This is a genomic window from Vibrio sp. R12-SW3-ISO1, from assembly GCF_059834005.1.
The window spans coordinates 55,072-76,299 of record NZ_JCBDGK010000039.1 but is presented as its reverse complement, the minus strand read 5'-3'; the positions used below and the strand labels follow the sequence as shown (position 1 = coordinate 76,299).

17 protein-coding genes are annotated in these 21,228 nt (G+C 49.9%); 10 read left to right on the top strand and 7 right to left on the bottom strand.

What is annotated here, in order from left to right:
* Positions 1 to 70 precede the first annotated feature (70 nt).
* Both AC6R0R_RS10585 and hemL read right to left on the bottom strand, forming a co-directional pair.
* On the bottom strand, positions 71 to 1,156 hold the full coding sequence (locus AC6R0R_RS10585) for an AI-2E family transporter (protein ID WP_334553983.1): 1,086 nt from the start codon (positions 1,154 to 1,156) through the stop codon (positions 71 to 73).
* Positions 1,157 to 1,467: 311 nt separating this feature from the next.
* Entirely contained in the window at positions 1,468 to 2,760 is a 1,293-nt protein-coding gene (gene hemL / locus AC6R0R_RS10580) for a glutamate-1-semialdehyde 2,1-aminomutase (RefSeq protein ID WP_334553984.1), read from the bottom strand.
* A gap of 252 nt (positions 2,761 to 3,012) precedes the next feature.
* On the opposite strand from hemL, the gene erpA reads away from it, so the two are divergent.
* From erpA to AC6R0R_RS10565, 3 genes are all read left to right on the top strand, one after another.
* Positions 3,013 to 3,354, top strand: coding sequence for an iron-sulfur cluster insertion protein ErpA (gene erpA, locus AC6R0R_RS10575; RefSeq protein WP_038137912.1), 342 nt, complete (start codon positions 3,013 to 3,015; stop codon positions 3,352 to 3,354).
* A gap of 262 nt (positions 3,355 to 3,616) precedes the next feature.
* Complete coding sequence (locus AC6R0R_RS10570) at positions 3,617 to 4,726, top strand: efflux RND transporter periplasmic adaptor subunit (protein ID WP_500626637.1); 1,110 nt, start codon at positions 3,617 to 3,619, stop codon at positions 4,724 to 4,726.
* A gap of 9 nt (positions 4,727 to 4,735) precedes the next feature.
* The gene (locus tag AC6R0R_RS10565) at positions 4,736 to 7,825 is read left to right on the top strand and encodes an efflux RND transporter permease subunit (RefSeq protein WP_500626636.1); all 3,090 of its coding nucleotides are present in this window, start codon (positions 4,736 to 4,738) and stop codon (positions 7,823 to 7,825) included.
* Between the two features lie 110 nt (positions 7,826 to 7,935).
* Here AC6R0R_RS10565 and shyC read toward each other — a convergent pair whose 3' ends face one another.
* On the bottom strand, positions 7,936 to 9,222 hold the full coding sequence (shyC, locus tag AC6R0R_RS10560) for a peptidoglycan DD-endopeptidase ShyC (protein WP_500626635.1): 1,287 nt from the start codon (positions 9,220 to 9,222) through the stop codon (positions 7,936 to 7,938).
* 128 nt (positions 9,223 to 9,350) lie between these two features.
* Here shyC and tyrS point away from each other — a divergent pair, with 128 nt between their 5' ends.
* The gene (gene tyrS, locus AC6R0R_RS10555) at positions 9,351 to 10,538 is read left to right on the top strand and encodes a tyrosine--tRNA ligase (RefSeq protein ID WP_500626634.1); all 1,188 of its coding nucleotides are present in this window, start codon (positions 9,351 to 9,353) and stop codon (positions 10,536 to 10,538) included.
* Between the two features lie 108 nt (positions 10,539 to 10,646).
* Here tyrS and AC6R0R_RS10550 read toward each other — a convergent pair whose 3' ends face one another.
* Positions 10,647 to 11,018, bottom strand: a complete 372-nt coding sequence (locus AC6R0R_RS10550; protein WP_500626661.1) for a hypothetical protein — start codon at positions 11,016 to 11,018, stop codon at positions 10,647 to 10,649.
* On the opposite strand from AC6R0R_RS10550, the gene AC6R0R_RS10545 reads away from it, so the two are divergent.
* Positions 10,987 to 11,832, top strand: a complete 846-nt coding sequence (locus tag AC6R0R_RS10545; RefSeq protein ID WP_334568401.1) for a magnesium transporter — start codon at positions 10,987 to 10,989, stop codon at positions 11,830 to 11,832. The genes AC6R0R_RS10550 and AC6R0R_RS10545 overlap by 32 nt on opposite strands.
* Here the strand turns inward: AC6R0R_RS10545 and dacB are convergent.
* Together dacB and AC6R0R_RS10535 are read right to left on the bottom strand one after the other, a co-directional pair.
* The gene (gene dacB, locus AC6R0R_RS10540; protein ID WP_500626633.1) at positions 11,793 to 13,280 is read right to left on the bottom strand and encodes a serine-type D-Ala-D-Ala carboxypeptidase; all 1,488 of its coding nucleotides are present in this window, start codon (positions 13,278 to 13,280) and stop codon (positions 11,793 to 11,795) included. The genes AC6R0R_RS10545 and dacB overlap by 40 nt on opposite strands.
* A 109-nt stretch (positions 13,281 to 13,389) precedes the next feature.
* Positions 13,390 to 14,382: a porin gene (locus AC6R0R_RS10535; protein WP_500626632.1), complete on the bottom strand. Its 993-nt coding sequence runs from the start codon at positions 14,380 to 14,382 to the stop codon at positions 13,390 to 13,392.
* A 543-nt stretch (positions 14,383 to 14,925) separates the two neighbouring features.
* On the opposite strand from AC6R0R_RS10535, the gene greA reads away from it, so the two are divergent.
* Entirely contained in the window at positions 14,926 to 15,399 is a 474-nt protein-coding gene (gene greA, locus AC6R0R_RS10530; RefSeq protein ID WP_500626631.1) for a transcription elongation factor GreA, read from the top strand.
* A gap of 318 nt (positions 15,400 to 15,717) precedes the next feature.
* Here greA and yhbY read toward each other — a convergent pair whose 3' ends face one another.
* Complete coding sequence (gene yhbY, locus AC6R0R_RS10525) at positions 15,718 to 16,014, bottom strand: ribosome assembly RNA-binding protein YhbY (RefSeq protein ID WP_334554002.1); 297 nt, start codon at positions 16,012 to 16,014, stop codon at positions 15,718 to 15,720.
* Between the two features lie 204 nt (positions 16,015 to 16,218).
* Between yhbY and rlmE the strand changes: the two genes are divergently transcribed.
* The 4 genes from rlmE (at position 16,219) to glmM (ending at position 21,194) form a co-directional block, all read left to right on the top strand.
* Complete coding sequence (gene rlmE, locus AC6R0R_RS10520) at positions 16,219 to 16,848, top strand: 23S rRNA (uridine(2552)-2'-O)-methyltransferase RlmE (protein WP_334554004.1); 630 nt, start codon at positions 16,219 to 16,221, stop codon at positions 16,846 to 16,848.
* Positions 16,849 to 16,984: 136 nt separating this feature from the next.
* Positions 16,985 to 18,934, top strand: a complete 1,950-nt coding sequence (gene ftsH, locus AC6R0R_RS10515; protein ID WP_334568404.1) for an ATP-dependent zinc metalloprotease FtsH — start codon at positions 16,985 to 16,987, stop codon at positions 18,932 to 18,934.
* Between the two features lie 50 nt (positions 18,935 to 18,984).
* Entirely contained in the window at positions 18,985 to 19,836 is an 852-nt protein-coding gene (folP, locus tag AC6R0R_RS10510; protein WP_334554120.1) for a dihydropteroate synthase, read from the top strand.
* A gap of 17 nt (positions 19,837 to 19,853) precedes the next feature.
* Complete coding sequence (gene glmM / locus AC6R0R_RS10505; protein WP_487901839.1) at positions 19,854 to 21,194, top strand: phosphoglucosamine mutase; 1,341 nt, start codon at positions 19,854 to 19,856, stop codon at positions 21,192 to 21,194.
* Positions 21,195 to 21,228 lie beyond the last annotated feature (34 nt).

Genomic DNA, 21,228 nt, shown 5'->3' with positions numbered 1-21,228 from the left:
AGACGGGGGATTTTCGCACAATCCCCCGATGATACCAAGCACCCAGTCATACTAAGCGTTGGGCCGGAGGTCAGTTTTGATCTTGGCGATCGAGAAAGTCTTGAAACTCTTCCTCATAGATGTTGAACAGCACCATAGTCACCGCAAAGATCAGCGGACCGTAGATTAAGCCAATCAAACCAAATAGATGGATGCCGCCAAGCAGGGAGAAAAAGATCATGAGCGTGTTCATCCCCGCGCTGCCTTGCATCAGCAAAGGTCTGAGTAAGTTATCGATGGAGCCCACCACCGCAACGCTCCACACCGTGAGGAAAATCGCCCAAGTGGTATCGCCACTTAAAAATAGGTAGCTCACGGCAGGAATCCAAATCAGCGCAGTACCGACGACGGGGATAAACGATGCAAACCCCATCATGGTGCCCCAGAACAAACCCGGGAATCCCGCCAACCACATGCCGATGCCGCCTGCTACCCCTTGCGCAATAGCAGTTAAAAACGATCCCATTACGGCGGATTTGGATACTTGTTCTATCTCATCAAGCAATTTGTCTTCTTGGCTGCGTGAAAGCGGCAGGATATGACGAATGGCGCCAATGATCTTCTCGCGATCGCGCAACAAGAAAAACAGTACAAACAGCATGAGGAAGAAATCCATCAAGAAGGTTGTGGCATCACCTAAAATTTTCGCGCTGATGCCGACCAAGTTGGAGCCAAAACGGGTGGCAAACTGGCCCACTTTTTGGGCGATTTGCGAGGGCTCAATCGCATCAAAGGGGAGGTAGTTATTGACGATAGATAAGCCTTTGACAACCCAAGGATGCTCAAACAGCGCTTGAATCCCACCTTGCGTGACCCATTGATAGACGTTTTGTGAAAAGGCTGAGCCTTGCTGCACAATCGCAGCAAACACAAACAGCAGCGGGACGACGATAATGAAGGTCAAAATCACGCAGGAGAGCAGGGCGACGACATTGTTGTGCTTGGGCATTTTACGCTCAAGAGCCTGATGAATCGGCAACATGAGGATGGAGATGATAAACGCCATGACGATGGAGTTAACGTAGGGTTCGACTAACAGGTAGCACGCAAATCCGGCCGCTAACAAGGCGAGGATCAATACCCAATGACTCGAAGTGATGGTAACTTTGTTTGACACGATGACGTCCATTTATGCAACAAGGTAGTCGTATAATGGCGTTAAACCCTTCAAGCTTCAATCACTAACGTGCACAGCGCCGGTTGAGGCGACGATGTAAGGAGAAAAATGATGGGCTGTTGTAATAATGAGAACGGTGATTGCCCTACGCGCGCAAAGCGTCGTGGACTCCCTTGGTTTGGTCTGTTGTTACTCGCGCTGGTGGTCACCGTGATTTTCTTTTGGCGATGATTCTACGGGCATAAAAAAGGCTGCGCGATGCAGCCTTTCTCTTTGCCTTTCATTAGGACCGCAATGCCGCCTAGATGCGATTAGGCTTCTTGCGCAAGTTGAGCGAAACAGCGATCCGCCGCTTCGAGTGTCGCTTCGATCTCTTTGCTGCCGTGAGCTAGAGAGGTGAAGCTCGCTTCGAACGCCGATGGGGCAAGATAGACGCCGTGTTCTAACATCAAGTGGAAGAAGCGCTTGAAGCGCTCGATGTCACAGCGTGTCACATCTTCGTAGCAGGTGATGCGTTCTTGATCGGTAAAGAAGAAACCGAACATGCCTCCCACTTGATTGACCAGCAGCGGAATGCCGTGCTCGGCAGCCAGCGTTTTAAATCCATCGGCCAGTTGTTTGGTTTTTGCCGCTAGGCGTTTTTCGTTGCCCTCTTCACGCAGAACCGACAAACAGGCGTAACCCGCTGCCATCGCGACTGGGTTGCCAGACAGTGTGCCCGCTTGGTAAACCGGACCCGTTGGCGCGATGTATTGCATGACATCTTTGCGGCCGCCAAAGGCGCCCACAGGCATGCCGCCACCGATCACTTTGCCCAATGTGGTGAGGTCTGGTTTGATGTTGTAGTGGCCTTGTGCGCCGCCAAGGGCAACGCGGAAACCTGTCATGACCTCATCAAAAATCAGCAAGGCACCTTCTTGATCACAAATCTCACGCAGCCCTTCATGGAAGCCATCAACAGGTGGAATACAGTTCATGTTGCCTGCCACAGGCTCAACGATAATACAGGCGATCTCACCTGGATTGGCAGCAAACAGCTCGCGCACAGAATCAAGGTCGTTAAACGTTGCTGTTAGGGTGTGCTTGGCAAAATCGGCCGGAACGCCAGGCGAGCTTGGTTGACCGAGTGTCAGCGCACCAGAGCCGGCTTTGACCAGCAAGCTGTCGGCATGACCGTGGTAGCAACCTTCAAACTTGATGATTTTGTCTCGGCCAGTGAAGCCACGTGCAAGACGAATCGCACTCATGGTAGCTTCAGTACCAGAGCTGACCATGCGCACTTGCTCCATTGATGGCACCAACTCGCTGACCAATTCCGCCATGGTGATTTCCATTTCCGTCGGCGCGCCAAAGCTGAGTCCGCGCTGCGCTGCGGTGATCACGGCATCACGAATCGCCACATGGTTGTGACCAAGAATCATTGGACCCCAAGAGCCAACGTAGTCGATGTACGCTTTGCCATCCGCATCAAAAATCAAAGGGCCATCGGCTCTCTCGATAAAAATCGGTGCTCCGCCCACGCCATTAAACGCACGAACGGGAGAGTTCACGCCGCCTGGGATTGTTTGCTGTGCCTTTTGATACAGTTCGGCTGATTTGGTCATTGGGATATCCTCTTCTGATTGCTCGGACCAATTTGCCTCGCATTGTACCTGCCCCACTGATGCGATTAAAACGCTTTCCACCACAGAACGGGGAGTTTTTCATCACGAAGCGGCGAAATTGTTAAAAATACTCGGGCAAAGATGGTGAATACTTGAACGCTTCACTCAGGTATTAGATAATCGTGGCTATTATATAAAGATGAACCATCCAGCGCGAAAGCTGTTGGGTTGACACGAGTGAGAGAGGTCATCGTGAGCGAAGTAAATATCCCACTAACATTTTCTGATGCCGCAGCGAAGCGAGTTGGTGCTCTGATTGCAGAAGAAGAAAACCCAAACCTAAAACTGCGCGTCTACATCACCGGGGGCGGCTGTAGCGGCTTCCAATACGGTTTCACTTTTGATGAGAGTGTTAACGAAGGCGACACCACCATTGTGAATAGCGGCGTGACCTTAGTGGTGGATCCGATGAGTTTGCAATACTTGGTCGGTGGTCAAGTTGACTATACAGAAGGGTTGGAAGGCTCGCGCTTTTTCGTTAATAACCCGAATGCGACTACGACCTGTGGTTGTGGCGCGTCCTTTAGCGTGTAACCCCATACTCCTTTTCTTACCGACAAAGGCTGCCGATTGAGCAGCCTTTGTTTTTTAAACATGGTTTTATAAGAAAAGTTTTGTAAGTGTGGTTTTATGAGAACGCTTTTGCCCGTTTGATTTTATCGCCGACAATCCCGTATAACGGGGCGTTTTCCTGAAACTGAGATCTCAGCTAAATATCCTTGTCACACTGTTTTCTTTTTATGTGGTTAATTTATATCCTAAATTAACACGACAAAATAAAACTCAAAGGACTGTCATGGCTAGATTCTCTCTGTTGCGGTTTTTCGCGGTCAGACCCTACTTGGTGTCACTGATGATTGTGATCGGATTATCGGTCTGGTTAGGTATGGGGGCGACTAATGCAGACGAAGCTGAAACAGCCAGTGCGGCGCCGCCCATTCCTCTTGCTAAGGTCTCTTATCAGACATTCGAGGCGCAAAATACCCACAAAACCATTGAATTGTATGGACGTACTGCACCGAACAAGCAAGCACGTTTAGGGGCAGAGATTGCCGGTAAAATCGTCTCACTTCAGGTTGAGAAAGGTCAGTCAGTCACCCAAGGTCAGGTGATTGCTCTGATTGATAAGGCCGATCTCGGAATCCAACTCGAACGAGCGCAGGCAATGTTGCAAGTGCGCGAGAAAGAGTACAAAGCTGCTCAATCGCTCAAAGACAGAGGGCTGCAAGGGGAAGTGGCGTTTACCACTGCTCAAGCGGCGCTGGTGGAAGCCAAGGCAATGGTCAGCAATGTCAAAACCTCATTGGCGAACACATCCGTGCGCGCGCCGTTCAATGGCATTGTGGATCACCTCTTTATTGAACAGGGGGATTTTGTCGGTATCGGCGACCCCGTGGCGACCTTGATTGATCTTGAGCGATTGGTCATCGAAGCGGATGTGAGCGAGCGGCATATTCGCGATCTGTCTCTCGATCAAGAAGCGCAAGTGAGCTTAATTCATGGCGACCAGTTGGTTGGCAAGATCCGCTATATCTCCCGTGTCTCTTCCGCCTCTACCAATACGTTTCCAATTGAAATCGAGCTAGAGAATCCCAAGCAAGCGATCCCTGCGGGGGTGAGCGCTGAAGTGACCTTGAATCTTACAGAGCAGTTGGCCGTCAAAGTGACGCCGGCCATGTTGGCACTCGACGAAGCTGGCAATTTGGGTGTGAAGACCTTGCAGGGCAAGCGGGTGAAGTTTGTCCCGATTCAACTGGTTAAAGCAGAGCAAGATGGCGTATGGCTCACGGGCCTAGGTGAGCGGGTTGACATCATTACTGTTGGGCAAGGGTTTGTGCGTGACGGTGATGAAGTGAATGCGGTGGCGCGACCATCCTCTTCAGACTCTTCCACCTCACAGCAATAGGGGCGCACTATGTTATCCGTGATTGATGCGGCGCTGTCGCGTACGCGTACCATGTTGGTATTGTTGCTGTTTATTTTGGTCGCTGGTGTGATGACTTATGTCACCATCCCTAAAGAGTCGAGCCCTGACATCACCATTCCTATTATCTATGTGTCCGTCGGCCACCAAGGCATTTCGCCCACCGATGCGGAGCGCTTATTAGTGCGCCCAATAGAGCAAGAGCTGCGCGCCATTGAAGGGGTCAAAGAGATGACCTCAACCGCATCAGAAGGGCATGCGTCAGTGATGCTGGAATTCAGTGTCGGCGTGGATTTAAACAAAGCAATGGCGGACGTACGTGAAGCGGTGGATTTGGCCAAACCTAAATTGCCCGCAGACAGTGATGAGCCTACGGTCAACGAAGTGACATTGGCCTCTGAAGAGCCCGCGTTGACCGTGGTGCTGTATGGCACCGTACCTGAGCGAACCATTGTTCAAATCGCCCGTCAGCTACGAGATAAGCTAGAGAGCTATCGACAGATTCTGGAAGTCGACATTGCCGGGGATCGCGAAGACATCGTCGAGATCATTGTCGATCCCTTATTGATGGAAAGCTACGGGCTAGATCAAGCGGATATTTATAACCTGATAGCGCTGAATAACCGGGTGGTCGCCGCCGGTTTCGTTGATACCGGCTATGGCCGCTTTTCGGTCAAGGTGCCGTCGGTGTTCGACTCATTAAAGGATGTGCTGGAGCTGCCGGTCAAAGTCGATGGCAAGCAGGTGATTACCTTTGGCGATGTGGCAACGGTGCGCCGCGCATTTCGTGACCCAGAGAGTTACGCGCGGTTAGATGGCAAATCGGCCATTGTGTTGGATGTGAAAAAGCGCGCTGGGGAGAACATCATCGATACCGTGGCACTGGTCAAAGCCGTGATGAGCGAAGCGCAGCAACGCGATGAGTGGCCAAGCAATCTGCTGGTCAAATACACCTACGACCAGTCTGATGATGTCAAAATGATGCTCAATGATCTGCAAAACAACATCATGTCGGCGATCATTTTGGTGGTGATAGTGATTATCGCCATTCTTGGTGTGCGAACTGCCTTGCTGGTGGGGGTGTCGATACCGGGCTCGTTTCTAACCGGTTTGCTGGTGCTGTCAGTGTTTGGCCTCACGGTTAACATTGTGGTGCTGTTTTCGCTGATTATGGCAGTCGGTATGTTGGTCGACGGGGCCATTGTGGTCACCGAGTTTGCTGACAGACGGATGCAGGAAGGGACGCCAAGGCGCGATGCGTATCGTGATGCGGCCAAGCGCATGGCGTGGCCCATCACAGCGTCGACAGCGACCACCTTAGCGGCGTTTGCACCGCTGCTGTTTTGGCCAGACATTACCGGCGAGTTTATGAAGTATCTGCCTTTGACCTTGATCGCTACCTTAGCGGCTTCTTTGGCAATGGCACTGCTGTTTGTCCCTGTGCTCGGCAGTTTGATTGGACGCCCACAAAATGTGACAAAAGAGCAGCGAGAGAAGATGGTTGCGCTGCACGAGGGTGATTTTAGCCAAGCAACCGGTATTACTAAGCTGTACTATCACACGCTGGATATTGCCTTAAAGCATCCGTTGAAAATTCTGCTCAGCGCCATTTTGCTCTCGGTGGGGGTGGGCTTTGCGTACTCAAAAGCCGGCTTAGGGGCGGAGTTCTTCCCTGAGGTTGATCCGCCATTTTTCACGGTGAAAGTACGTTCGTATGGCGATCTCTCGTTGGATGAGAAAGACGTCATCATGCGCGATATCGAAGCGGTGATGCTCGGTCATGATGAGTTTGAAAGCGTCTATACCAAAACCGGTGGCGATGATGAAATTGGCCAGATCCAAATCACACCAGTGGATTGGCAATACCGTCGTAAAGTCAAAACCATTATTGAAGAGTTGAAAGCGCAAACCGATCGTTACGCTGGTGTTGAGATTGAGTACAAATTTCCCGATGCGGGCCCGCCAGTTGAGCACGATTTGGTGATCGAAATGTCCGCGCGAATCCCGACCGAACTCGACTCGGCGGCCAAAGTGGTCCGTCACTGGGCCGATGGCTACGAGGCTTTTACTAACGTCAGTGATACCTCCAGTAAAGAGGGGATTGATTGGCAAATTGATATCCGCCGTGATGATGCGTCACGTTTTCTTGCTGATGCTACCTTGGTGGGCAATACGGTGCAGTTTGTTACCAATGGTCTCAAGTTGGGGGATTACTTGCCCGATGATGCGAACGAAGAGGTCGATATATTAGTGCGCTACCCAGCAGAGAAGCGCGATATTGGCCGCTTTGACCAGTTGAAAGTCAAAACCGCGGCAGGCATGGTGCCGATCACTAACTTTGCCAGCATTATCCCAAATCATAAGCAAGATACGATTCGCCGTATTGACGGCCACCGAGTGATCAACATCTTTGCCGATATCCGTGAAGGCTACAACTTGGCGCTGGAATTGCCTAAAGTGAATCAAGCGTTAGCCAATTTGGATTTACCTTCCGGTGTCGAGTTTAAAATTCGCGGGCAGAACGAAGAGCAAGAAAACTCATCGGCCTTCCTTCAGCAAGCCTTTATGGTGGCGCTGGTGGTGATGGCGCTGATTTTGATCACCCAGTTCAATAGCTTCTACCAAGCGTTTTTGATCCTCAGTGCGGTTCTTTTCTCCACGGTAGGCGTGTTTGCTGGATTGATCGTGTTCCAAAAACCGTTTGGCGTCATTATGTCGGGCATTGGTGTGATAGCGTTGGCGGGTATAGTGGTGAACAACAACATTGTTTTGATTGATACCTTCAATCAGCTGCGCAAACGCGGTTTGGAAAAACGCGAAGCGATCTTGCGCACCGGCGTACAAAGGCTGCGTCCAGTAATGTTGACCACTGTCACGACCATTCTTGGTTTGCTGCCGATGGTGCTGGAAATGAACATTGATCTGCTCAATCAGAAGATCGAGTTTGGCGCGCCGAGTACGCAGTGGTGGTCACAACTCGCGACGGCGGTAGCCGGAGGTCTGGCCTTCGCAACGGTATTAACCTTGGTGCTTACGCCGTGTTTGTTGATGCTCGGCCGCGAGCACAAAATCGAAGAGTAACGCCATACAAGCGTAACCATACGTTGCCGATGTGAGTAGCGATAACAAAAAACGGGCTGCGTCGCTTTCGAGTTTTCCTAAAGCGATGCAGCCCGTTTTTTCTTGTTCACTTAACGAGTGGCTAACAGCTCACCATAGCGTTCGAGTTTATCTAAGCGAATCTTGGCGTTGGCAATAAAGGTGGTTTTCTCTTTACCCGTTAACGACTTTGATTGCGGCAGTTTGACCGTTCTTGGGTTTTTGTGCACGCCATTGACCAAAAACTCATAATGCAAGTGCGGCCCCGTCACACGGCCAGTGCCGCCGAGCGTACCCACGGTTTGCCCCTGTTTTACGCGCTGCCCGGTTTTGACTTTGCGTTTTTGCAGGTGCAGGTACTTAGTGATGTAGGTGTTGCTGTGCTTGATAAAGACGTAGTTGCCATTGAACTGGTTATAGCTGGATTTAATCACTACACCATCACCAGCGGCCCATATCGGCGTACCGACAGGCGCGGCGTAATCGGTGCCGCGGTGAGCACGTACCTGTCCGGTAACCGGATGGCGACGTGTTGGGTTAAAGTTAGAAGAGACGCGGCGAAAATCGAGCGGTGAGCGCAAAAAGGCTTTTTTCATCGCCCGGCCATTTTCATCGTAGTAGTTGCCCGTGTGGTCATCTAAAATCGCCGTGAAGTTATCACCTTGGTTGGTAAATAGCGCAGCGATGATTTTACCTCGTCCGACAATTTCCCCTTCGACCACTTTCTCTTGGTAAAGAATCTTAAAGCCGTCGCCTTGGCGGATATCGAGGGCAAAGTCGATGTCCCAACCAAAAATCCCCGCCAGCTCCATGATTTGGTTCGCGGTTAAACCGGCGCTGACCCCTGCATTCCAAAAGTTAGAGGTAATAGTCGCTTCGGCGTAGTTGTATTGATAAAAGACTTCTTTGACATCAAGACTTGAACGAAAGCCGTCTTCAGAGCGGGTGATCAGGAATGATTCGTACGGGCTCAGCTCGCGTTTGATTTGCACCAGTTGGTTGTTTTCATCAAAGCCAAATAGAAACGCATCGCCGGGGCGTACTCTTGTCAGTTGTTGCTCGATCTCTTTATTGGTGGAGGTAAGTTCATACAGCAGTCGAGAAGAGAGGCCAGCACGCTGAAAGAGCAGTGCCATGCTGTCGCCAGAGCCAATGGTGTGTTTGTCCCATCGAAGAATCGATGGTGGACCGATTACGGTGTCGATCTCTAACGCGGCGGCATCAATCGCGATAGGGTAAGGCATGCCTATTTGGTAGCGCTTGTCATCCTGACCCAAATCCTGAGGGGTGGGAAGAAACAAGGCAACCACAATTAGCGCGCTAAACAAAGCGATAAAAGCTCGGTGAAACCAAGGAAGTCGAGCGAAAAGAGACAACATCGTTTGTCCGTTCTAAAAAATTCGAGAAAAAGCCTAGCTGTTTAGTCTAACTGGTTTCAAAAAGCATCGCTATTCAAGTAAGATGGGAAATTATCAAATTTTTGCCAAATCTGTGGGAGTGAACAAGAATGGCGAGCATTGAAGCTGCACTAGCGGAGATTAAGCGCGGTGTTGAAGAGCTAATTCCAGAAGAAGAACTGATTGCTAAGTTAAAAGAAGGGCGTCCACTACGCATTAAGTTGGGCGCTGATCCCACGGCTCCCGACATTCACTTAGGCCATACGGTTATCCTAAACAAGCTGCGTGCGTTCCAAGAGCTAGGCCATGATGTGACCTTTTTGATTGGTGATTTTACCGGCATGGTGGGTGACCCAACCGGGAAGAACACCACACGTCCACCACTGACTCGTGAAGACGTACTGCGCAACGCAGAAACCTACAAAGAGCAAGTATTTAAGATCCTCGATCCTGCCAAGACCAAGATTCAGTTCAACTCTGAGTGGTTATCTGAGCTGGGCGCTGAAGGTATGATCCGTCTTGCCGCGCAGCAAACTGTGGCGCGTATGCTTGAGCGTGATGATTTTAAAAAGCGCTACACAGGCGGCCAGCCAATCGCGATTCACGAGTTCATGTACCCACTACTGCAAGGTTACGACTCGGTGGCGATGGAGACCGATGTTGAGCTAGGTGGTACGGACCAAAAGTTTAACCTGCTGATGGGACGTGAGCTGCAAAAAGCGCACGGACAAAAACCGCAAGTTGTGCTGACCATGCCACTGCTGGTGGGCTTAGATGGTGAGAAGAAGATGTCTAAGTCGGCGCACAACTATATTGGTGTCAGCGAAGCGCCAAGTGAGATGTTTGGTAAGATCATGTCTATCTCTGATGATCTGATGTGGAGCTACTACGAGTTGTTGTCGTTCCGTCCTCTTGAGGAGATCGCGCAATTTAAAGCCGACGTTGCTGCGGGTAAAAACCCTCGTGATGTCAAAGTCTTGTTGGCGAAAGAGATCATCGCCCGCTTCCATAGTGAAGCTGATGCGGATGCCGCTGAGCAAGAGTTCGTTAACCGCTTTGCTAAAAATCAGATCCCAGATGAGATGCCAGAGTTTACTTTTGACGCTGGTACGCCTGTTGCCAACCTGCTTAAAGACGCCGGTTTGTGCGCTTCTACTTCAGACGCGATGCGCATGGTGAAACAGGGTGCGGCGAAAATAGAGGGTGAGAAGGTCGCGGACGCGAAATTCGTACCTGAAGCGGGCACTTACGTATTCCAAGTGGGTAAGCGTAAGTTCGCACGTATCACGATTGAGTGATGGGTTTTGGTTCCTAGTTCCTAGTTCCTAGTTCCTAGTTCCTAGCGACTAGTGACTAGTGACGAGAGGGTAAAACGAGTGGAAAAAGCGTCGATATTCGGCGCTTTTTTATTGCCTGTAATGATGGGTTGACGCCAGGTATAGGGCAAATCTATCGGGCTTTTTAACACGATTTTGACTGATTTTTTCTGCTTGTTTTGCTACACTCTCGCCGCTGCCAATTTGGTGGTTTTTTTGGAGATTTTTATGAACACTACCGACCATCCCCCTAGTATCAAAGGGGAAAAATAATCCGCTGTCGGTATGGCCTCCATTTGCTCTACCTCGGTGGTAGAGTCCTGTTTCCTTTCTCGCGTTTTTCTCCTCACAGCATTTTCGCTTATTCATACTAGTTACGCATTTCTCATGCGTGATGGTCGTTACCTTTTTGCCAATCGGGAGATTCGCCATGACGGTAATGAGCAAACCTTTTGTAGACACACAATCACACTTTTCTCGTGAAGAGATTGGTGCCGCTCGCAGCGCGTTTTTGCAATACGAGCAAAGTCATCAGCTTCATCTGTTGACGGTAATGCCGATTGAAGAGGCGGTGGCTATTTTACACCACTGCACCATCGGTTACGTTCAGACCTTGATTTCAAAACTCGAGCTTCAAGGGCATGACAAACTGGCGCGTCACTATGCGCACCAACTGGGTCTTATCCACTCGGAAGTAGAAACCGGGGATAGCTATCTGAGTACGTCGGTGCTTGAGCACGTAAAGCAACGCATCGGTTGGATCATCGCGCTAGCCCTACTTGGGATCGTCTCTGGGTTGATCATCGCTCAATATGAAGACACTTTAAGCCAGCTAGTGCTACTGGCGGTGTATATGCCTGTCATCGCGGCAGCAGGGGGCAATACCGGCACCCAAGCGGCGACCTTGGTGATTCGAGCGTTAGCAACGGGAGAGCTGCGTAAGCGACAATGGCTGTTAGTGCTGTGGAAAGAGAGTCGCGTGGCACTGTGCCTTGCGTTGGCGATTGCTCTGGTGATGGTTGGCCGCATTTTGTTGTTCAGCGACAGCGCCTCAGCAGGCGGGTTTGACATTGACCTAATTGCGCTCGCCATTGCGGTGGCTTTGTTTATCCAAGTCACCCTATCAACGACGTTAGGCGGTGTACTGCCCATTGTCGCACGGGCTTTCAAGTTGGATCCGGCGGTACTTGTCAGCCCGGTGTTGGCGTCGATTGTTGATATTTCGGGGATGTGGATCTATTTCACTGTGGTTAACGCGTTCTTAGGGATTGCCTGACTGAAATTGACCACGTCTTGATAAAACAAGGTTTCAAACTGGGTAATAGCCGCGGTGCCTCTTGGGGCGTCGCGGCTCTCCTCTCCCGGGTGGTAATCGGCCACAAACTGAATAAATAGTGTGGTCGGTGTACCATGTTCATCAAGCCCAAAGCCAGCCATATTCATGCTGCCGTAAATCGAGCCACTTTTCGCCACCAATGCGCCCTTGATGGGCGATTGACGCATACTGCGTCGATATTGCAGCGTGCCATTTTCACCTGATTTTGGCATGGCAGCGATCAGATTTAAGTCTTCATCGTGTTGCCAGATGTAGCGAAGCACCTTCGCCATCATGGCTGTCGTGATGCGATTGTTACGTGACAATCCTGAGCCATCGGTCATGGGGACATCGGTTAAATCAATGCCAGTATGGGCGAAGATAATCTGCTTAATCGCCTTGGTACCATTACTGAAACTGCCCGGTTGAATATAGAACTTCGCGCCCAAGGTTTTGGTCAGGTTATCTGCAATCAAGTTGTCGGATTTGGTCAACATGGTGGTAATCAAATCGGATAGCGGCGCAGAGCGGTGAGTGGCGATACGCTGAGTGTCTGCCGCTGGCGGTTGGCCAATACGAACCTGTCCTTTCAGCGTAATGCCGAGTGCGCGCAGTTGCTGGCTTACCATACGTTGAGTGTAAAGCTCTGGGTCTTGAACCGCGAATTTGAGCGGCAGCGGCTTTTCACGCTGGGTTAAGCATCCTTGAAGCTGGTAGTGGTTGTCGGGGGAAGAGAGTAGCTCCAAATCACACTGTGTGGCTTGTTGCTCGGTTTGACTGACCGACTTAGCGCTTGATGTGACGTAAATGGGGTACTGCTCAGGCACATAGACACGTGTTTTGCCATCGTCTTGGGTATAAATCGACGCGTACACACAGTTTTCATCCAGTGAAATGGCACTGGCAGGCGCGCTGTAGCACACACCTAAGCTATCCCAGGGCCAGCCAACAGCGCGGTCATAGCCGGTAAACGCTCGGTTATCGAGCCAAAGATCCCCTTTAATCTCAGCACGACCATCGCGTTTGGCGAGAGCGAGCAGATTGTTGAGATCTTGGCTCATTAGAGTCGGGTCACCACTAAACTGAATCACCCAATCTTGACCGGCTGTCGCAAGGTGAGTCTCAAAGCGGAAGTTGTCGTCAAGCTCTAGCTTGGCCGCGAGCGCCGTGAGCAGTTTCAGTGTGCTGGCTGGGGGGAAATATTGGTCTTGGTTGTCGGTGGCGAGCGCGGTGTCTCTCTCCACTAAGTTTTCTATTCTTAGCGCACTGCGACTGCCAGCGGGTAGATGAGAGAGCGGGGGATAAGGCTGCGCAGTAGGCGCTGAACTCGGGGTAATATTGGCATGCGCGCTAGGGGCCACGAATAGGCACAATGACAGAGAGACAAGGGAGCGAAGAAGAGAAGTCATATCAAAACACCGATTAAGAAACGAGTGTCAGTATAACTGCAAACAAAACTGCCAGCTACGTAGCTGGCAGTAAATACTTGAGACCTATTAATTGCGAAAGCGCTATAGATTAAAAGGTGTAGTATACGCCAGCGAGGGCAAGCTTATCTTCATCGCCTTTGTTGTTATCTACGTTATCGATACCTGTGTATTCCACAAACGCAAGTAGATTTGCAGAAATTGCGTAGTCAGCACCGACTGTGTACGCTTTTACGTCGTCATAGTTGCCTGATTGATCTGTGTCTTTATTTTCAACAGAACCGAGCGATGTGTATAGACGAAGAGCTTCGATTTGGTAAGACGCAGCAATACCTAGAGCTTCGTGATCTTCGCTATCGATCTCATCGATTACATAGTGGGCTGCAATATTAAAGTCGCCAATGCCGTACCCTACTTTGACACCCCATAGGCTATTGTCTCCGTTTGTTGACGTATCATATGAGCTACGGTTACCTTGGTCTTGGTATGTCGCACCCAAATTGAAGCCTGCAATATCGTATGAAGCTGATAGACCAAATACAGTGTCAAGATCGCGCTCTTGGTTTAAGTATGCGTCCGCAACAAGAGTCAAATTATCAATAGAGTATTTGGCCGCAATACCGTGTCCCTTTGATTCGAAGCGATCTGCTACATCGTCAACATAACCGTAACCTTCATTTGTGTTATCGATCAGAATAGCATTAACAGATTTCGCGTAGTCACCTGGTTCTCCAACAGCAAAACCAAAGTTATTGCCAAGCTCAAGGCCTACATATGCGTCATCAGCACTAAAGCTATTTGCATCGTTGTCACCTGGCATGAAGCCGTTTCCGGTTTCAACTTCGAATGAACCGAAAACTGCGACAGTGTCATTGAGTTGGTGACGAGCATCGATCTGGATCTTTGCCCATAGGTCGATGTCTGCATCGTATTTGGTGTTTTGAGTTTCAACCTTGCTCAAATACGCGTCGATTTCACCAGATAGAGATAGAGATGAGGTGTCCGTTTTATAGATGGTATTTGCATTTGCGCCAGTTGCCACTGCTGCTGCAGATACTGCTAGAGCGATTAGAGTCTTGTTCATCTTATTTAGTCCTAATTTACTGTCCATAAATTTTATATGCGAGTGATGTCACTTGCGTGTTTATCCTCGTACGCATTCCCAGAGGACTCAATGTTCATACTTAAGAAAAGGCGGATAAATATGAAATACTGATTTGAGTCGCCAGAGCAATTCGTGCTCATGTTGTACCGTCAAAGTTCCCCTGAGCGGTAGTAAAACGATATAAAAACCGTTTTTGAACACTGTTTTATTGAGGGTAAAAAAATATCAAGCTATTGATTTATTGTGATTTTTACCTTTTTGTTTGGGTGTCAAAAAAAACGAAAAATTTATCATTTTTTATCTTGATTGTCGGATTTTTGACCGCTGAAAAAATCTGGTTCTGGTGTTGGTTTTGTTGCATATGTGTGCATTAAGAGTGTGATCTCTCATGTACGATGAATTAAGATGATTTCGTTGCCAAGTTTGTTTACACTAGAACAAACCGATTGATTGAATCCCTACCTAGTCCTCGTGATTAGGTAGTTTTGTTTTGTCCAAAGAATGCTTTGGAATGAGGTAATAATGGAAAAAGTCCCAATGACACTGCGTGGCGAAAAGCAGCTACGTGAAGAACTCGACCGACTCTTGAAACTTCGCCCACAAATTTCTGAAGCGATTGCTGAAGCTCGTGAGCTTGGCGACCTGAAAGAAAACGCTGAGTACCACGCGGCTCGCGAAGAGCAAGGTATTTGTGAAGCGCAGATCCGTGATATCGAATACAAGCTGTCGATCGCTCAAGTGATCGATGTCACTAAGATGGAAAACACAGGCAAAGTGATTTTCGGCTCAACGGTCACACTGATCGATTGCGACACTGAAGAAGAAAAAACCTACCAGATCGTCGGTGACGATGAGGCTGATATCAAAGCGGGTCGCATTTCTGTCAGCTCTCCGATTGCTCGTGGCTTGATTGGTAAGATGGAAGGCGATGAAGTCGTGATTGCAACCCCAGGTGGTGAGCGCGATTTCGAAATTGATCGTGTTGAGTACCTTTAGTCGAGAGTATCTAAGTTAGTTGAGAGAATATAAGTCAGCAGGATGCTCGCTGAGCAACGACTTGAGCCAAGCGCTCATCGGTGTGTTCAGAAAAGGTTTCAAGCAACAAAAAAGGTCGCAGCGCGACCTTTTTTGTTGGATTCAATACTCCACATTGCAATGAGTACAGCGGGTGTACCCAAACAGTGTGCCTACTTAAGTGCGTCTACCTAAGTTTTATCTACCTAAGCTTTATCTATATAAGTAAGAGGGAGCGTGAATCTTGGTGTGGCAAGTGACTTGTCCGCCGTGATGGAGTACCCATCGGCTCGGACGAGATTACTTGCGTGGAAGTTCGATTTTACGGTCTTCCGATTGACGGAACAGAACAAGCGTTTTACCAATCACTTGGACTTTCTCTGCTTCTGTTTCACGCACGATGGCGTCGACAATCAGGTTTTTGGTGTCACGATCTTCAGAGGCGATTTTTACCTTGATCAGTTCGTGGTAGTTGAGAGCAATGTCGATTTCCGCTAGAACAGCTTCCGTGAGTCCGTTCGCGCCGAGGAGCACAACTGGTTTTAAGCTGTGTGCTAGGCCCTTAAGATGCTGCTTTTGTTTGGTGCTTAGGTTCATTACGCGGCCAATTTTCTTTAATATTAGGGTTGAAAAGCCCTATTTTAACGCCATCTATGGTGGAAGACTATCATTTATTGAGCGATGGTTAATTATCAAGCGGGCGGGAATGCTCGAAAGATGAGTTTCCTTGCTCCAGAGTGAGCCGCAATAGGGTTTCCCTATTACAGCAATAGCTCCTATTTACGTCTTATTAGGATTAGAATGAGTAAACAAAAGCATTCGGCCAGTTCTGGTCGTTGGTTGAAAGAACACTTCGACGACAAATATGCCAACGAAGCGAGAAAAAAAGGCTATCGCTCTCGCGCTTATTTTAAGATGGAAGAGATCCAAAGCAAAGATAAGCTACTAAAACCAGGCATGACTGTGGTGGATTTGGGCGCAGCGCCCGGTGGTTGGTCTCAATATGCTGCTAAAATAGTGGGGGACAGCGGTCAAATCATCGCGTGTGATTTGTTGCCGATGGATCCGATCGCTGGGGTGAGCTTTCTGCAAGGGGATTTTAGAGACGATGCCGTGCTCGAGGCCCTGCTAGAGCGAATCCAACCGTCTATGGTCGATGTGGTGATGTCCGATATGGCGCCGAACATCGCCGGTAACAACTCAGTGGACCAGCCGAGAGCGATGTACTTGGTTGAGCTCGCGTTAGATATGTGTCGACAAGTTCTAGCACCCAATGGTAGCTTTGTCGTCAAGGTTTTTCAGGGCGAAGGCTTCGATCAATACGTGAAAGAAGTCCGAGATTTGTTTAAAACCGTAAAAGTAAGAAAACCAGACTCATCGCGAGCACGCTCACGTGAAGTCTTCATAGTGGCTACTGGCTACAAAGGCTAATCAAGCTGGCCGCTAGTTACAAAGGTTAACTATTTGCTCTTTTTCGCAGCGGTTAACACTGTAGCTACAGTTTTCAAACTGTAGTACCCTACCTTTAATTACAATTAGTTATCGAGAGGCTGACACCTTGAGTGACATGGCAAAAAATTTAATTCTGTGGCTAGTGATCGCCGTAGTCTTGATGTCGGTATTCCAAAGCTTTGGGCCGGGAGAGAGCAACGGACGAGCAGTAGATTACACCACGTTCGTACAGGAAGTTGGCCAAGGCCAGATTCAGGAAGCAACATTTAAAGACGGCGAAATCACCTTCGTTCGTCGTGGCGGTGGCTCTCGTTATGTGACTTACATGCCCGTCTACGATCAAAAACTCCTCGATGACTTGATCAATCAAAACGTGAAGGTGCAAGGTACGCCGCCGGAAGAGCAAAGCTTGCTCGGCACTATCTTCATCTCTTGGTTCCCAATGATCTTACTGATTGGTGTGTGGATTTTCTTCATGCGTCAAATGCAGGGCGGTGGCGGCAAAGGCGCGATGTCCTTCGGTAAGAGCAAAGCTCGTATGATGAGCGAAGAGCAAATTAAAACTACCTTTGGCGATGTGGCTGGCTGTGATGAAGCGAAAGAAGACGTCAAAGAGCTGGTGGATTATCTGCGCGACCCGAGCCGCTTCCAAAAGCTGGGCGGTAAGATCCCAACGGGTGTGTTGATGGTCGGTCCTCCGGGTACGGGTAAAACTTTGCTGGCGAAAGCGATTGCCGGTGAAGCCAAAGTACCGTTCTTTACCATTTCTGGTTCTGACTTTGTCGAAATGTTCGTCGGTGTCGGTGCCTCGCGTGTTCGTGACATGTTCGAGCAAGCGAAGAAAGCAGCTCCTTGTATCATCTTTATCGATGAGATTGATGCGGTAGGTCGTCAACGTGGCGCAGGTGTAGGTGGTGGTCACGATGAACGTGAGCAAACCCTGAACCAAATGCTGGTTGAAATGGACGGTTTTGAAGGCAACGAAGGCATTATTGTTATCGCTGCGACAAACCGACCAGATGTACTGGACCCAGCCTTGTTACGACCAGGTCGTTTTGACCGTCAAGTTGTCGTGGGTCTGCCAGATGTGCGTGGCCGTGAGCAAATTTTGAAAGTTCACATGCGTAAAGTGCCGCTGGCGGGTGATGTAGAACCTTCACTGATTGCGCGTGGTACACCGGGCTTCTCGGGTGCTGATCTTGCTAACCTCGTTAACGAAGCGGCGCTATTTGCAGCGCGCGGTAACAAGCGCAATGTCTCTATGGTGGAGTTCGAGCTGGCAAAAGACAAAATCATGATGGGGGCAGAACGCCGCTCTATGGTGATGTCTGAAGAGACCAAAGCGTCTACTGCTTATCACGAGGCCGGTCACGCTATCGTTGGCCGTCTTGTCCCTGAGCATGATCCAGTATACAAAGTGTCGATCATTCCACGTGGCCGTGCGCTTGGTGTGACCATGTATCTGCCAGAGCAAGACCGAGTCAGTATGTCTCGTCAGCACCTTGAGTCGATGATTTCGAGCCTGTACGGTGGTCGATTGGCGGAAGAGCTGATTTATGGCCCTGATAAAGTCTCGACAGGCGCATCGAATGACATTGAACGTGCGACTGACATTGCGCGTAAGATGGTGACACAATGGGGCTTCTCGGAGAAGCTAGGACCGTTGTTGTACGCTGAAGATGAAGGTGAAGTGTTCCTAGGACGCAGCGTAACGCAAACCAAGCATGTGTCTGATGATACCGCTAAGCTGATTGACGATGAAGTGCGCAAGATTATCGACCGCAACTATGACCGTGCGAAGAAAATCTTGGAAGACAACATGGACATCATGCACGCGATGAAAGATGCGCTGATGAAATACGAAACCATCGATGCGGGTCAAATTGATGACCTGATGGAGCGTAAGAGCGACATTCGTGAGCCTGCAGGATGGGGAGATAACGCCTCAAACAAGAGTGCAGCTGAGCCTGTCCAAGCTGATGAAACAGTGGAAAACAGCAGCAGCGAATCAGCGGAAAACGCGCAACCTGCTGAAGAAGGCACTGAGAAAAAAGACTCAGAATAATTTCTGTTAATGACCAAACCCCGAGGCAACTCGGGGTTTTTCTGTTTATGATGATTCTAAAAGCAAACAATAAAACCCTCGATCTCTCCACGCCTCAGGTGATGGGGATCCTTAATGTTACGCCCGATTCGTTTTCTGATGGCGGCCAGTTTAATTCCTTAGAGCGCGCCTTAGAGCAAGCGCAGCGTATGATAGACGCAGGTGTCGCTATCATCGATATCGGTGGTGAATCGACGCGTCCCGGGGCACCGGACGTGAGTTTGGACGAAGAGCTTGCGCGAGTGGTACCCATCATCCAAGCGATTCGCGCCCGCTCTGATGTGTGGATCTCTATTGACACCAGCAAAGCACAAGTCATGGCGCAAGCGATAGCGGCGGGGGCGGATATCATCAATGACGTCCGTGCGCTGCAAGAGCCAGGGGCGCTGGAAGTGGCGGCTCAATCTGGGCTGCCGATTTGTTTGATGCACATGAAAGGCCAGCCGCGTACCATGCAAGCAAACCCAAGCTATGATGATCTCTTAGTGGAGGTGGGCGAGTTTTTGCAAGAGCGCATGCAAGCTTGTCAGGCGGCAGGGATTGATAAAGCGCAGCTGATCCTCGATCCTGGATTTGGCTTTGGCAAAACCCTTGAACACAACTATCATATGCTCGCGCATCTTGAGCAGTTCCACCGTTTTGGTTTGCCTCTTTTGGCGGGCATGTCACGTAAATCGATGTTATTTAAACTGCTCGACAAAGCGCCGGCCGAATGCATGGCGGCGAGTGTCAGCTGCGCGACGATCGCAGCGATGAAAGGGGCGCAAATTATTCGTGTGCACGACTACGAACAAACGCTTGATGCCATGAAGGTGGTTGAGATGGTCAAAGCGAACCATTCACCTTCTGCGGCGATAAAATAAAAAGATAAGGACTCACCATGTCTGATAAAAGACGTTATTTTGGAACCGATGGGGTACGCGGCAAAGTTGGCCAATACCCCATCACTCCTGATTTTGTATTGAAACTCGGTTGGGCAGCTGGCCAGGTATTGGCAAAGCAAGGCACGAAAAAAGTCATCATTGGCAAAGACACGCGTATTTCTGGTTACATGCTAGAGTCAGCGCTTGAAGCCGGCCTTGCTGCCGCAGGTTTGAAAGCGACCTTTACCGGCCCAATGCCTACGCCAGCGGTGGCTTATCTGACACAAACTTTCCGTGCTGAGGCAGGGATTGTTATCTCTGCATCGCACAACCCATATTACGACAACGGGATTAAATTCTTCTCATCAGAAGGCACCAAGCTGCCCGATGAGGTGGAGCTCGCGATTGAAGCGGAGCTCGATAAAGAGATTGAGTGCGTGGAATCAGCCATGCTGGGTAAAGCGAGCCGCTTGAATGACGCAGCAGGGCGCTACATTGAGTTTTGTAAAAGTACCTTCCCGTCGTCATTGAGCTTAGCCGGGCTAAAAATTGTCGTCGATTGTGCTAACGGCGCGACTTACCACATCGCGCCAGCGGTCTTTAGCGAACTCGGTGCTGAAGTGATCGCGATGGGTGTGGAGCCGAATGGCACCAACATCAACCATGAAGTTGGTGCGACCGATGTACGTGCGCTGCAAAAACGTGTCGTCGAAGAGCAAGCCGCGCTGGGTCTCGCCTTTGATGGTGATGGCGATCGCATCATCATGGTGGATCATCTGGGCAACAAAATTGATGGCGACCAAATTGCCTACATCATAGCGCGAGATGCGTTGCGTCGTGGTGAATTGAAAGGCGGCGTGGTTGGCACTTTGATGACCAACTTAGGCATGGAAAATGGCCTCAAGGCGTTGGGGATTCCTTTCGTTCGTGCGGCTGTCGGTGACCGCTACGTGATGGAGCAGTTGCTTGAAAAAGGCTGGCGTATTGGTGCGGAAAACTCTGGCCACGTTATCTTGCTTGATAAGGTGACCACTGGTGATGCGATTGTCGCAGCGCTGCAAGTCTTGGCATCTGTGGTGGGCAGTAAACTCACTTTGCACGAGTTGTCGCAAGGTATGACACTGTACCCGCAAGTGTTGGAAAACGTGCGTTTCTCGGGCGACTCTAACCCGCTAGAAGCGAAAGCCGTACAAGAGAGTGTGGCACAAGTTGAAGCCGAACTTGGTGATAAAGGCCGCGTGCTACTGCGTAAGTCGGGCACTGAACCTTTGATTCGCGTTATGGTGGAAGGCGAAGATGCTGAGCTGGTTCAAGCGAGCGCCCTCAAAATTGCCGATGCGGTGAAAGCGAGCTTTTAATCGCTCTCGCGTGTGCAGACTTTCCCGACCAAGT

What these genes read in the sequence shown, in the direction of transcription:
- hemL (WP_334553984.1), bottom strand. Translation starts at nt 2,760, where the DNA reads ATGACCAAATCAGCCGAACTGTATCAAAAGGCACAGCAAACAATCCCA.
- AC6R0R_RS10570 (WP_500626637.1), top strand. Translation starts at nt 3,617, where the DNA reads ATGGCTAGATTCTCTCTGTTGCGGTTTTTCGCGGTCAGACCCTACTTG.
- AC6R0R_RS10565 (WP_500626636.1), top strand. Translation starts at nt 4,736, where the DNA reads ATGTTATCCGTGATTGATGCGGCGCTGTCGCGTACGCGTACCATGTTG.
- shyC (WP_500626635.1), bottom strand. Translation starts at nt 9,222, where the DNA reads ATGTTGTCTCTTTTCGCTCGACTTCCTTGGTTTCACCGAGCTTTTATC.
- tyrS (WP_500626634.1), top strand. Translation starts at nt 9,351, where the DNA reads ATGGCGAGCATTGAAGCTGCACTAGCGGAGATTAAGCGCGGTGTTGAA.
- AC6R0R_RS10545 (WP_334568401.1), top strand. Translation starts at nt 10,987, where the DNA reads ATGACGGTAATGAGCAAACCTTTTGTAGACACACAATCACACTTTTCT.
- dacB (WP_500626633.1), bottom strand. Translation starts at nt 13,280, where the DNA reads ATGACTTCTCTTCTTCGCTCCCTTGTCTCTCTGTCATTGTGCCTATTC.
- AC6R0R_RS10535 (WP_500626632.1), bottom strand. Translation starts at nt 14,382, where the DNA reads ATGAACAAGACTCTAATCGCTCTAGCAGTATCTGCAGCAGCAGTGGCA.
- greA (WP_500626631.1), top strand. Translation starts at nt 14,926, where the DNA reads ATGGAAAAAGTCCCAATGACACTGCGTGGCGAAAAGCAGCTACGTGAA.
- yhbY (WP_334554002.1), bottom strand. Translation starts at nt 16,014, where the DNA reads ATGAACCTAAGCACCAAACAAAAGCAGCATCTTAAGGGCCTAGCACAC.
- rlmE (WP_334554004.1), top strand. Translation starts at nt 16,219, where the DNA reads ATGAGTAAACAAAAGCATTCGGCCAGTTCTGGTCGTTGGTTGAAAGAA.
- ftsH (WP_334568404.1), top strand. Translation starts at nt 16,985, where the DNA reads ATGGCAAAAAATTTAATTCTGTGGCTAGTGATCGCCGTAGTCTTGATG.
- folP (WP_334554120.1), top strand. Translation starts at nt 18,985, where the DNA reads ATGATTCTAAAAGCAAACAATAAAACCCTCGATCTCTCCACGCCTCAG.
- glmM (WP_487901839.1), top strand. Translation starts at nt 19,854, where the DNA reads ATGTCTGATAAAAGACGTTATTTTGGAACCGATGGGGTACGCGGCAAA.